The organism is Citrobacter sp. CtB7.12 (assembly GCF_001297795.1).
Classification (GTDB): Bacteria; Pseudomonadota; Gammaproteobacteria; order Enterobacterales; family Enterobacteriaceae; genus Citrobacter_A; species Citrobacter_A amalonaticus.
Map to the genome: position 1 here is coordinate 26,340 of NZ_LIFT01000007.1, position 12,240 is coordinate 38,579.

15 protein-coding genes are annotated in these 12,240 nt (G+C 56.2%); 11 read left to right on the forward strand and 4 right to left on the reverse strand.

The window, feature by feature from the left end:
* Window positions 1–40: 40 nt before the first annotated feature.
* Window positions 41–1,249 (reverse strand): multidrug efflux MFS transporter MdtH, encoded by a 1,209-nt coding sequence (gene mdtH, locus AOY24_RS10430; RefSeq protein WP_044258032.1) that lies wholly within the window; start codon window positions 1,247–1,249, stop codon window positions 41–43.
* A 292-nt stretch (window positions 1,250–1,541) separates the two neighbouring features.
* Between mdtH and rimJ the strand changes: the two genes are divergently transcribed.
* The 4 genes from rimJ (at window position 1,542) to murJ (ending at window position 5,354) form a co-directional block, all read left to right on the forward strand.
* Window positions 1,542–2,126 (forward strand): ribosomal protein S5-alanine N-acetyltransferase, encoded by a 585-nt coding sequence (gene rimJ / locus AOY24_RS10435; RefSeq protein WP_043001008.1) that lies wholly within the window; start codon window positions 1,542–1,544, stop codon window positions 2,124–2,126.
* Window positions 2,127–2,135: 9 nt separating this feature from the next.
* Window positions 2,136–2,783 (forward strand): YceH family protein, encoded by a 648-nt coding sequence (locus AOY24_RS10440; RefSeq protein ID WP_044266033.1) that lies wholly within the window; start codon window positions 2,136–2,138, stop codon window positions 2,781–2,783.
* A 1-nt stretch (window position 2,784) separates the two neighbouring features.
* Window positions 2,785–3,708 carry a Gfo/Idh/MocA family protein gene (locus AOY24_RS10445; RefSeq protein WP_043001006.1) on the forward strand — a complete coding sequence of 308 codons (924 nt, stop codon included), beginning with the start codon at window positions 2,785–2,787 and terminating at the stop codon, window positions 3,706–3,708.
* 110 nt (window positions 3,709–3,818) lie between these two features.
* Window positions 3,819–5,354 (forward strand): murein biosynthesis integral membrane protein MurJ, encoded by a 1,536-nt coding sequence (murJ, locus tag AOY24_RS10450; RefSeq protein ID WP_109740170.1) that lies wholly within the window; start codon window positions 3,819–3,821, stop codon window positions 5,352–5,354.
* An 84-nt stretch (window positions 5,355–5,438) separates the two neighbouring features.
* On the opposite strand, the gene flgN is transcribed toward murJ, so the two are convergent.
* The 3 genes from flgN to flgA form a co-directional block, all read right to left on the reverse strand.
* Entirely contained in the window at window positions 5,439–5,861 is a 423-nt protein-coding gene (gene flgN, locus AOY24_RS10455; RefSeq protein ID WP_043001004.1) for a flagella biosynthesis chaperone FlgN, read from the reverse strand.
* Between the two features lie 8 nt (window positions 5,862–5,869).
* Window positions 5,870–6,163, reverse strand: coding sequence for a flagellar biosynthesis anti-sigma factor FlgM (gene flgM, locus AOY24_RS10460; protein ID WP_043001003.1), 294 nt, complete (start codon window positions 6,161–6,163; stop codon window positions 5,870–5,872).
* 93 nt (window positions 6,164–6,256) lie between these two features.
* The gene (gene flgA / locus AOY24_RS10465; protein ID WP_043001002.1) at window positions 6,257–6,913 is read right to left on the reverse strand and encodes a flagellar basal body P-ring formation chaperone FlgA; all 657 of its coding nucleotides are present in this window, start codon (window positions 6,911–6,913) and stop codon (window positions 6,257–6,259) included.
* A gap of 156 nt (window positions 6,914–7,069) precedes the next feature.
* On the opposite strand from flgA, the gene flgB reads away from it, so the two are divergent.
* The 7 genes from flgB to flgH are packed head-to-tail and all read left to right on the forward strand — an operon-like array spanning window position 7,070 to window position 12,239.
* Window positions 7,070–7,486 (forward strand): flagellar basal body rod protein FlgB, encoded by a 417-nt coding sequence (flgB, locus tag AOY24_RS10470; protein WP_042319669.1) that lies wholly within the window; start codon window positions 7,070–7,072, stop codon window positions 7,484–7,486.
* A 3-nt stretch (window positions 7,487–7,489) separates the two neighbouring features.
* Window positions 7,490–7,894 carry a flagellar basal body rod protein FlgC gene (gene flgC, locus AOY24_RS10475; RefSeq protein WP_043001001.1) on the forward strand — a complete coding sequence of 135 codons (405 nt, stop codon included), beginning with the start codon at window positions 7,490–7,492 and terminating at the stop codon, window positions 7,892–7,894.
* Window positions 7,895–7,906: 12 nt separating this feature from the next.
* Window positions 7,907–8,605, forward strand: a complete 699-nt coding sequence (gene flgD / locus AOY24_RS10480; RefSeq protein ID WP_043001000.1) for a flagellar hook assembly protein FlgD — start codon at window positions 7,907–7,909, stop codon at window positions 8,603–8,605.
* 25 nt (window positions 8,606–8,630) lie between these two features.
* Window positions 8,631–9,911 carry a flagellar hook protein FlgE gene (gene flgE, locus AOY24_RS10485; RefSeq protein WP_044258019.1) on the forward strand — a complete coding sequence of 427 codons (1,281 nt, stop codon included), beginning with the start codon at window positions 8,631–8,633 and terminating at the stop codon, window positions 9,909–9,911.
* A gap of 20 nt (window positions 9,912–9,931) precedes the next feature.
* Window positions 9,932–10,687 carry a flagellar basal-body rod protein FlgF gene (gene flgF / locus AOY24_RS10490; protein WP_044258017.1) on the forward strand — a complete coding sequence of 252 codons (756 nt, stop codon included), beginning with the start codon at window positions 9,932–9,934 and terminating at the stop codon, window positions 10,685–10,687.
* A gap of 13 nt (window positions 10,688–10,700) precedes the next feature.
* Entirely contained in the window at window positions 10,701–11,483 is a 783-nt protein-coding gene (flgG, locus tag AOY24_RS10495; protein ID WP_042319653.1) for a flagellar basal-body rod protein FlgG, read from the forward strand.
* Between the two features lie 57 nt (window positions 11,484–11,540).
* On the forward strand, window positions 11,541–12,239 hold the full coding sequence (flgH, locus tag AOY24_RS10500) for a flagellar basal body L-ring protein FlgH (RefSeq protein ID WP_042319652.1): 699 nt from the start codon (window positions 11,541–11,543) through the stop codon (window positions 12,237–12,239).
* The last annotated feature ends 1 nt before the right edge of the window (window position 12,240 follow it).

Consider the following 12,240-nt stretch of genomic DNA (forward strand, 5'->3'; position numbering starts at 1 on the left):
GTTCCCTTTCAGTATGGAGGAGACACGCACAGGTATCAAATCAGGCGCCGGGTTCCAGCATGCCGCGCGGCGTGCGTTTATGGCTAAACTGCCAGCCCAGCGCCAGGAAAGTGATGAAGCCAATGATCCCCAGCATCATCCAGGGTAACTCGGGTTGCTGGAGCAGTTTCCCCATATCAAACAGCCAGCCGCCGCCGATATACCCGATGGCACCACCTATGGCTAACCCCAGACGGCTAAAGCCCATATAGCTACCGCGCGCACGGGCATCCGACAGCGAGGCGCTGAGCGTTTCACGGGCGGGTTCAGCAATAATCGAACCGATATAGAAAGTGCAAATCAGCGTGAACAACTGCTGCAAGTCACTCACCAACCCCACGGGTAACATGCTCAGTGACATCAGCAGCAGGCCCGCCATCAGGCGATGTTCAAGACGAAACCGTTTCTCACTCCAGCGCGCAATGGGGTAGAGCAGCGTCAGCGAAAGGCAGGCTTCAATGGCATACATCCATTTCACCGCGGAAGGTGAACCGGCGATGTCATTGACCATAATGGGTAGCATCAGCATGACCTGCACCGCCAGCATGTAATAGCCCGCCAGCGTCAGCACATAGGTGACGAAGCGTTTATCACTGAGCACCCGACTCATTCCTTCCCGTACCGGAATACGCACAGTAGAGAGTTTCCACGCGGGCAGCAGCCAGGCGTTAAAGGCTGCGCAGAGCACGAACAATATTGCCCCGGTCGCGCAAACCAGACGGAAGTCATACTGCAACAACCAACTGCCTAACAGCGCGCCGATAACCGCCCCTGCGCTGTCCTGCATCATCAATATTGAGAAGAAGCGACCCCGCTGATGCGGGCGAATCAGCTTCACCACCAATGCCGAGCGCGGCGGATCGAACAGCGTGCCGCCGAGACCGGACAGGAAACAGGAGAACCACAAAAGCCAGGGTTCATGGGCGATCCCCATGGTGGCAAACCCGGCGGCGCGCATCAGCATGCCGGTGACGATCATCGGTTTCGCGCCAAAACGGTCGGCAATCGCGCCGCCAAAAATGCCCAGTCCCTGTTGAATAAACTGACGCAGACCCAGCGCAATGCCGACCATAACGGCGGCCCAGCCCATTTGGTCGACGAAGCGAATTGAGATCAGCGGGAACACGACGAAAAAGCCCAATACGACCAGCATATTATCGATGAGCAGGAAAGTTTTACCCAGGTTCCTGGCCTGCGAGACACGCGACATTTCCCCTCCCGGGAAACACTCGTCACTCTTCGAGTTGCGCGGAATTTGCGGCATTCGAATGATTGAGAGTAGATAAAGCGAAGTATCTCCTATTCTGCGGCTTTGCTGCCTTTTTGCCCACCCTCGCCGGGACAATATTTTTTTATCAAAAGTCCATCTTGATAGAGAGTTTTCATCAAAATGGCGGAATAATTCAAAAAATGGCAAATTGCACTTTTCACAGGGTGGTTTTGCACAGGTATAGTAAGTCAATCAGGGTGTAACGGCGATTCGGGAAGGAGTAGGAATAAATATGTTTGGCTATCGCAGTAACGTGCCAAAAGTGCGCTTAACCACCGACCGCCTGGTCGTGCGTTTAGTGCATGAGCGTGATGCCTGGCGTCTGGCAGATTATTACGCGGAAAATCGTCATTTCTTAAAACCCTGGGAACCGATTCGTGATGAAAGCCACTGCTATCCCTCCGGCTGGCAGGCGCGGCTGAGCATGATTGCCGAATTTCATAAGCAAGGTTCCGCCTATTACTTTGCGCTGCTGGACCCGGATGAAAAAGAGGTCATTGGGGTAGCGAATTTTTCTAACGTGGTGCGGGGGTCTTTCCATGCCTGCTATCTGGGGTATTCCATTGCGCAGAAATGGCAGGGGCAGGGGCTGATGTTTGAAGCGCTGACCGCCGCGATTCGTTATATGCAACGCACGCAACATATTCATCGCATTATGGCGAATTACATGCCGCACAATAAACGCAGCGGTGATTTACTGGCGCGACTTGGCTTTGAAAAAGAAGGCTACGCAAAAGATTATCTGTTGATTGACGGGCAATGGCGCGACCACGTGCTGACGGCGTTAACGACATCAGAATGGACCGCAGGTCGGTGAGGACACCCTATGAAATATGAATTAACTGCCGCTGAAGCCCGTGTGATTGGCTGTCTGCTCGAAAAACAGGTCACGACGCCTGAGCAATATCCGCTCTCCGTAAATGGCGTGGTCACCGCCTGCAATCAGAAAACCAACCGTGAACCGGTGATGAATATGGCGGAGCACGAGGTGCAGGAGCACCTCGACAATCTGGTGAAGCGCCATTTTCTGCGCACGGTCAGCGGCTTTGGTAGCCGCGTCACCAAGTATGAGCAGCGTTTCTGTAACTCGGAGTTTGGCAACCTGAAATTGAGCTCCGCGGAGGTGGCGCTGGTGACGACACTGCTGCTACGCGGTGCGCAGACGCCGGGCGAATTGCGCAGTCGCGCCTCGCGAATGTATGAGTTCAGCGATATGGCGGAAGTCGAGGCAACGCTGGAACGCCTGGCAACGCGGGAAGACGGCCCTTATGTCGTCCGTCTGGCGCGCGAACCGGGTAAGCGTGAAAGCCGTTATATGCATCTGTTCTGTGGCGCCGTGCAGGAGCCGGTTGCCCTGGCCGATGAGCCACAGGCGGTGACGGGAGATCTACAGGCCCGCGTCGAGGTGCTGGAAAGCGAAGTCGCCGCGCTGAAACAGCGCCTCGAGTCGCTACTGGAACATCTGGGAGAATAACGTGACAACATTACGTATCGGGGTGGTGGGGCTTGGGGGCATCGCCCAGAAGGCCTGGTTACCCGTGCTTGGCGCCGCCAGCGACTGGACGCTACAGGCCGCCTGGTCGCCGTCGCGTGAAAAAGCGGAGAAAATCTGCGCAGCCTGGCGCATTCCGTATGCCGGTTCGCTGACCGATCTTGCCGCGGGCTGCGACGCGGTGTTTGTCCACTCCAGCACGGCAACCCATTACGCCGTCGTCAGTGAACTACTCAATGCCGGCGTTCATGTCTGCGTTGATAAGCCGCTGGCGGAAAATTTACGTGATGCTGAGCGGCTGGTGGCGTTAGCGGCGAAGAAAAATCTGACGCTGATGGTCGGTTTCAATCGTCGCTTTGCGCCACGGTACCGAGAGCTGAAGACGGAACTGGGGACGGCGGCGTCTCTGCGGATGGATAAACACCGTAGCGACAGCGTGGGGCCTCACGATCTGCGGTTCACGCTGCTGGATGATTATTTGCATGTCGTTGACACCGCACTGTGGCTGGCGGGCGGCAACGCCCAGCTCAGCAGCGGGACGCTACAAACCAACGACGCGGGCGAGATGCTGTATGCAGAGCACCATTTCGCGACCAGTCAGTTGCAAATCACCACCAGTATGCATCGCCGGGCGGGCAGTCAGCGAGAGAGCGTACAGGCGGTGACCGATGGCGGGCTGATTGACGTGACGGATATGCGCGAGTGGCGTGAAGAGCGCGGGCAGGGTGTCTTGCACAAACCGGTTCCTGGCTGGCAAACCACGCTTGAACAGCGTGGATTCGTGGGGTGCGCACGCCATTTTGTGGAATGTGTACAAAATCAGACGGTTCCGGAAACCGCGGGCGAGCAGGCGATCCTTGCCCAGCGCGTGGTGGAAAAGCTGTGGCGCGAGGCGATGAGCGAATAATCGCCTGTAACATCTGGCGGTAGTAATTCACCGTAATCCAGGTAGACTAAGCGCCTCTTCCAACGCCTGCACTGCAGGCGTTTTGCCGTAGGGTCTGGAATAAAAAAGCAATGAACCTATTAAAATCGCTGGCCGCCGTCAGCTCAATGACGATGTTTTCACGTGTGCTGGGTTTTGCACGTGATGCGATTGTCGCCAGAATCTTTGGTGCCGGGATGGCAACCGATGCCTTTTTTGTGGCATTCAAATTACCTAACCTGCTACGCCGCATATTTGCGGAGGGCGCTTTTTCTCAGGCCTTTGTCCCTATTCTGGCGGAATATAAAAGCAAGCAGGGCGAAGACGCCACTCGCGTGTTTGTCTCTTACGTGTCGGGACTGCTGACGCTGGCGCTTGCTGTGGTCACCGTTGCCGGGATGCTGGCCGCCCCGTGGGTGATTATGGTGACGGCGCCGGGGTTTGCCGACACCGCCGATAAATTCGCGTTAACCACCAAACTGCTGCAAATCACCTTTCCGTACATCTTACTGATCTCGCTGGCGTCGCTGGTCGGAGCGATCCTCAATACCTGGAACCGCTTCTCCATTCCGGCGTTTGCCCCCACGTTTTTGAACATCAGCATGATCGGTTTCGCGCTGTTCGCCGCGCCGTATTTTAATCCACCGGTGCTGGCGCTGGCATGGGCGGTAACCGTTGGCGGCGTGCTGCAACTGGTGTATCAGCTTCCGCATCTGAAGAAAATCGGCATGCTGGTGCTGCCGCGGATTAACTTCCGCGATGCGGGGGCGATGCGGGTTGTGAAGCAAATGGGCCCGGCGATACTCGGCGTCTCCGTCAGCCAGATCTCACTGATCATTAACACCATTTTCGCCTCTTTTCTCGCGTCTGGTTCCGTTTCGTGGATGTACTATGCGGATCGCCTGATGGAGTTTCCGTCGGGGGTACTGGGCGTGGCGCTGGGGACCATTCTGCTGCCTTCACTGTCGAAGAGCTTTGCAAAAGGCGACCATGACGAATATTGCCGCCTGATGGACTGGGGATTGCGTCTGTGCTTTTTGCTGGCGCTGCCGAGTGCGGTGGCGATTGGGATCCTGTCTGGCCCCTTGATTACGTCATTATTCCAGTACGGTAAATTCACGGCCTTCGATGCGCTGATGACGCAGCGTGCGTTGATTGCTTATTCCGTAGGGCTGATGGGGCTGATTGTGGTGAAAGTGCTGGCACCGGGCTTTTATTCGCGGCAGAACATCAAAACGCCGGTTAAGATCGCCATTGTGACGCTTATCATGACCCAGTTGATGAACCTTGCGTTTATTGGACCGTTGAAGCACGCCGGGCTGTCGCTGTCGATTGGTCTTGCCGCCTGTCTGAACGCGGGACTGCTGTACTGGCAACTGCGTAAGCAGAACATTTTCACCCCACAGCCGGGTTGGATGGGGTTTCTGATTCGCCTCGTTATCGCCGTACTGGTGATGTCAGCCGTGCTGGTTGGCATGTTGCATATTATGCCGGAGTGGTCGTTGGGGACCATGCCGTGGCGTCTGCTTCGCCTGATGGCGGTGGTTGCGGCCGGCATTGCCGCCTACTTTGCCGCACTGGCGGTGATGGGCTTTAAAGTGAAAGAGTTTGCGCGCCGGACGGTGTAATCACGATGCCTGATGGCGCTTTGCTTATTCGGCCTACAGAACGCTGTAGGCTGAATAAGGCGAAACGCCACCATCCGGTAATCATCAAATAGAAAATTTTTTCCCGCCGCGAGAGGCAGAAGAGGGTTGACCGTTCGCGCCGTACAGCGACGGTTCCTGATAGGGCTTTAAAACCTCAAGCGCCTGTTGATTGCGCTGAATCTGATCTTCCAGCAGCCAGCCGTTGTGCTGGTTCAGATCGCGTAAGTGCTGCGTTTTATCGGTAATCGCTTTCCAGCGCTCGGCGACGTCATCATTCGCGCTATGCTGCGGGTCTTGTTCCAGCCGTCGCTGCTGTTCCAGATAATCCAGGGTCGCCAGCAGAGAACTCTTTTCTTCTGTAATACGCTGCAGCTGGCTACCGTTAATGTGGCCAACGGAAAGTTGTTGCTGTTCGGCATCCATTACCGTTTTCAGGTCATTCAGGACAGCCGTCATCTGATCGAGTATTTCTGACAAGCGCGTCATACGGTCAGTTACTCACTCTGGAGATAGCTCTGCGTCTCGCGGATCAGCGAGTCGGCGATTTTCCCCGTGTCCATCTTCAGCTCACCGTTACGAATAGCGGTTTTCAGTGCTTCAACACGTTCCATATTGATATCGTTCACGCCGGGCTGCATCAGTTTTGCCTGAGCATCGCTTAACGTCACGCTGGTGCTGGTTGCCGTCGAGGTTTTTTCCTGACGCGCTTTGAGGACCGGTGTATCCGTATTTTCACGCGCCTGAACGGTGCTAACGGGTTTCAAAGGTGAGGTACGGTCAATGCTCATTTTTATCATCCTCATCGAGGGGTTATGCTGTAGCGGCCAGCTATCATCGAATGTGTAATCACTATCGGCAGCCGCAACAAAATCTTTAACTCATTATAGGTTAATAAGAATATTCCCATCAGGATCGACTATGCCACTGACAATCTGACCCGATAACATTCTCACTCGTGCGTTCTGCGCGACCGCCGCATTGTTCAGCGCTTTACCTTCCGCATTGACGCTAAATCCATCGCCATTGGCAACGACCTGCACGCGCTGTCCGGCTTTAATGCGCCACGCCTGGCGCAACATATTGAGCTGGATGGCCTGTCCCGGCGCGAGATCGCGCAGGCTCACCGCATCCTGAACCTGGCTGATATCCAGCACGGTACGGGGGGGGAGCTGATCAAGGCGTCCGCGTTTTAGTGTGACGCTGGCCGGGCCAAGCGTGCCGCCACGCGCAACGGACGCGGCTGCGACTACGTAGTTTCCCGTCGCCTGCACGTTGACCTGCAGATAACGTTTTTCATTGGCGCAACGTGCCAGCACATTCACGTTTCCCCACAGTTTTGCCCCGGTCATGCTGAACGCCGGTGTGTCGCAATGCGGCAACAGGTTGGGGGGCGTTCGCACGGTCACGACCACATCATCGCTGAATCCGGCCAGACGCTGTCCGAACCAGTCGTTCAACTGCGCATTCAAATCCTGGGCCAGCGTCAGGGGACTGAACAGCAGCGCCAGCATGGCTAATCCACGTTTTAACGTTTGCATCGTCACCTCCCGCCGTTTTCGCAATGACAGGATTCTACCCGTGTGACGCAACCATCAACGCAATAAATAGCGACCCATTTTGCGTTTATTCCAGCGATAACGCGCGCGTAATGGGATTTAAGCTGTCGGCTGAATTTTGTCATCTGCGGAGGAGATATGCTCGATAAGCTCGACGCCGCCTTACGTTTTCAACAGGAAGCGCTGAATCTGCGCGCCCAACGGCAAGAGGTGTTGGCCGCTAACATTGCGAACGCCGATACGCCGGGGTATCAGGCGCGCGACATGGATTTTGCCAGTGAGTTAAAAAAAGTCATGGTGCGCGGACGGCAAGAAACCAGCGGTGTGTCGCTGGCATTAACCTCCGCACAGCATATTCCCGCCCAGGCCATCACCGCACCGTCTACGGATTTGCTCTACCGCATTCCCGACCAGCCTTCACTCGACGGCAATACCGTCGATATGGACCGGGAGCGCACGCAGTTTGCGGATAACAGCCTGAAGTACCAGATGAGCCTGACTGCCTTGAGTGGGCAGATTAAAGGCATGATGAACGTGCTACAGGGGGGGAACTAATCCGTGGCGCTGCTGAATATTTTTGATATTGCCGGTTCGGCATTAACGGCGCAGTCCAAGCGCCTTAACGTGGCCGCCAGTAATCTGGCCAACGCCGACAGCGTCACGGGACCGGATGGTCAACCGTATCGCGCAAAGCAGGTTGTCTTCCAGGTGGATGCCGCTCCCGGTGCAGTAACGGGGGGCGTGAAAGTGTCGGACGTCATTGAGAGCCAGGCGCCGGACAAACTGGTCTATGAACCCGGTAACCCGCTGGCCGATGCCAATGGCTACGTGAAGATGCCTAACGTCGATGTGGTCGGTGAGATGGTTAATACCATGTCAGCTTCCCGCAGCTATCAGGCGAACGTCGAAGTCCTCAACACCGTTAAAAGCATGATGCTTAAGACGCTGACACTGGGCCAGTAAAAGGAGGCAGCCATGTCAATTGCGGTAAACGTTAACGATCCGACAAACACCGGTGTGAAAAGCAGCAGCAACGGGAGTTCCCTGTCGGGCAGCAATGCCGCCGATCTGCAAAGCAGCTTTCTGACGCTGCTGGTGGCGCAACTGAAAAACCAGGACCCGACCAACCCGATGCAGAACAACGAGCTGACCACACAGCTCGCGCAGATCAGTACCGTCAGCGGTATTGAGAAACTGAATACGACCCTGGGGTCGATCTCCGGACAGATCGACAACAACCAGTCACTACAGGCCAGTACGCTGATTGGTCATGGCGTGATGATCCCGGGTACCACCGTTCTGGCGGGCAAAGGCACCGAAGAGGGAGCCACCACCACCACCACGCCGTTTGGCGTTGAGCTGCAACAGCCGGCTGACAAAGTCACCGCCACCATTACCGACAAAGACGGCAAAGTGGTGCGCACAATTGAGATTGGCGCGCTGAAGGCGGGTGTTCATACCTTTACCTGGGACGGCACTCTGACGGATGGCACCACGGCGGTGAACGGCTCGTATAACGTGGCGATTCACGCCAGCAACGGCTCGACGCAACTGGTGGCGCAGCCCTTGCAGTTTGCGCTGGTACAAGGGGTGATTCGCAGCAATGGCGGTAACACCCTGGATCTGGGCACTTACGGAACCACCACCCTCGACGAAGTACGGCAGATAATCTAAGCCTTTACACTAATCAGGAGTCATCATGGCTTTTTCACAAGCGGTTAGCGGCCTGAATGCCGCAGCCACCAACCTCGATGTCATTGGTAACAACATCGCCAACTCCGCGACCTATGGTTTTAAATCCGGTGCGGCGTCTTTTGCGGATATGTTTGCCGGTTCTAAAGTCGGTCTGGGCGTAAAAGTCGCTGGCATTACTCAGGACTTTACTGATGGTACGACCACCAACACCGGTCGCGGTCTGGATGTCGCTATCAGCCAGAACGGTTTTTTCCGTCTGGTCGACAGCAATGGCTCAGTTTTCTACAGCCGTAACGGCCAGTTCAAACTGGATGAAAACCGTAACCTGGTCAACATGCAGGGCATGCAACTGACCGGCTATCCGGCAACGGGTACGCCGCCGACCATTCAGCAAGGGGCAAACCCGGGTCCGATCACCATCCCGAATACCCTGATGGGGGCGAAAAGCACCGACACGGCGGCAATGCAGATCAACCTGAACTCGACGGACAAGATTCCGGCGAACACGCCTTTCAAACCAACCGATGCTGACAGCTACAACAAACGTGCACCCGTGACGGTGTTCGACAGCCAGGGTAATCAACATGACATCAACCTGTTTTACGTTAAAACGGGTGATAACACATGGGATATCTGGACGCAGGATTCCAGCGTCGCCAACTCGCCGTTGGTGAAGTCCGCGCAGATGACATTCGACAAGAACGGCGGTCTGGATAACGTAAAAGAATATACTGAAGTTGCGCCTGTTCCACCTGCCACTGAACCAACCTGGACGCTTGGCGCGGCAAATGCCACACCGTCATTCTCCATTACTACCGGTACAGTCAATGGCGCGGTTCCTGCGACCTTCACCCTCAGCCTGCAAAACTCCATGCAGCAGAACACCGGGACTAACGCCGTTATCGCCACCACGCAGAACGGCTACAAGCCGGGCGATTTGGTTAGCTATCAGATTAACGACGATGGCACCGTCGTCGGAAACTATTCCAACGAACAGAAGCAGGTGCTGGGGCAGATCGTGCTGGCGAACTTCGCTAACAACGAAGGTCTGTCCTCTCAGGGCGATAACGTCTGGGCCGCCACGCAGGCGTCCGGTGTGGAACTGCTGGGAACGGCGGGAACGGGTAACTTCGGTAAGCTGACCAACGGTGCGCTGGAGTCTTCGAACGTGGATCTGAGTAAAGAACTGGTGAACATGATCGTCGCCCAGCGTAACTATCAGTCGAACGCGCAGACCATCAAGACCCAGGACCAGATCCTCAACACGCTGGTTAACCTGCGCTAAGCGCCTGACGGGATAACGTAATGGATCACGCAATCTATACCGCGATGGGGGCGGCCAGTCAGACGCTGAACCAACAGGCGGTGACGGCCAGCAACCTGGCCAACGCCTCGACGCCGGGATTCCGTGCACAGCTCAATGCGCTGCGCGCCGTCCCCGTCGAAGGGCTGTCATTGCCGACGCGTACGCTGGTCACGGCGTCCACGCCGGGGGCTGATATGACGCCTGGCCAGATGGATTACACCTCGCGTCCGCTGGACGTGGCGTTACAGCAGGATGGCTGGCTGGCGGTACAGACCGCGAACGGCAGCGAAGGCTATACCCGTAACGGCAGCATTCAGGTGGATCCGACCGGACAGTTGACCATTCAGGGTCACCCGGTGATTGGTGAAGCCGGGCCGATTGCGGTGCCGGAAGGGTCGGAAATCACCATCGCGGCGGACGGCACCATCTCAGCGCTGAATCCCGGCGATCCGGCGAACACCATCGCGCCGGTGGGACGTCTGAAACTGGTGAAGGCTGAAGGGAATGAAGTACAGCGTGGTGACGACGGGATGTTCCGTCTGACCGCCGCCGCACAGGCAACCCGTGGCCCGGTGCTGCAGGCCGATCCGACCATTCGCGTGATGTCGGGAGTACTGGAGGGGAGCAACGTCAATGCGGTGTCAGCGATGAGCGACATGATTGCCAGCGCCCGCCGTTTTGAAATGCAGATGAAGGTTATCAGCAGCGTGGATGACAACGCTGGTCGCGCTAACCAACTGCTGTCGATGACTTAATACAGGACACTTTATGATCAGTTCATTATGGATCGCCAAAACCGGCCTGGACGCGCAGCAAACCAACATGGATGTGATTGCCAACAACCTGGCAAACGTCAGCACCAATGGTTTTAAGCGTCAGCGCGCGGTGTTTGAAGATCTGCTTTATCAGACCATTCGTCAGCCTGGCGCTCAGTCTTCTGAGCAGACCACGCTGCCGTCCGGTCTGCAAATCGGTACCGGTGTGCGTCCGGTGGCGACCGAGCGTCTGCACAGCCAGGGCAACCTGTCGCAAACCAACAACAGTAAAGATGTCGCCATTAAAGGTCAGGGGTTCTTCCAGGTTCTGCTGCCGGATGGTACTTCTGCGTATACCCGCGATGGATCATTCCAGGTCGATCAAAATGGTCAACTGGTGACGGCTGGCGGCTTCCAGGTTCAGCCAGCGATTACCATTCCGGCTAACGCCCTGAGCATCACCATCGGGCGTGACGGCGTGGTGAGCGTGACCCAACAGGGACAGGCGGCCCCCGTGCAGGTGGGGCAGCTTAATCTGACCACGTTCATGAACGATACCGGTCTGGAGAGCATTGGTGAAAACCTGTACACCGAGACCCAGTCTTCCGGTGCGCCGAATGAAAGCACGCCGGGTCTGAACGGGGCGGGCCTGTTGTACCAGGGCTATGTCGAGACCTCAAACGTCAACGTCGCGGAAGAGCTGGTCAATATGATTCAGGTTCAACGCGCTTACGAAATCAACAGCAAAGCGGTCTCAACGACCGATCAGATGCTGCAAAAACTGACGCAACTCTAAGGTGTTGTCCGGTGAGGCATTTGTCTCACCGGCACCCTGATTCAGAAGATAAAGGCAATGCAAAAAAACGCTGCGCACGCTTACCCGATCATGGCCCTGCTGGTGGTTTCACTGTCAGGATGTGCCTGGATTCCTTCCACTCCGCTCGTCCAGGGCGCGACCACGGCACAGCCTGTTCCTGGCCCGACGCCGGTGGCAAATGGTTCGATTTTTCAGTCCGCGCAGCCAATCAACTATGGCTATCAGCCACTGTTTGAAGACCGTCGTCCGCGCAACATCGGCGATACGCTGACCATTGTGCTGCAGGAAAACGTCAGCGCCAGTAAAAGCTCTTCTGCCAACGCCAGCCGTGACGGCAAAACCAACTTTGGCTTTGATACCGTACCGCGCTATCTGCAAGGATTATTCGGCAATGCGCGAGCGGACGTCGAGGCGTCCGGCGGTAATACCTTTAACGGTAAGGGCGGGGCCAACGCCAGCAATACCTTTAGCGGCACGCTGACCGTGACCGTCGATCAGGTGCTGGTTAACGGCAATTTACATGTTGTGGGTGAGAAACAGATCGCCATCAACCAGGGCACTGAGTTCATCCGCTTCTCCGGGGTTGTGAATCCGCGCACCATCAGCGGCAGCAACTCCGTTCCGTCAACTCAGGTGGCGGATGCACGTATTGAATATGTCGGAAACGGCTACATCAACGAAGCGCAAAATATGGGCTGGCTCCAGCGTTTCTTCCTTAACCTGTCGCCGATGTAAG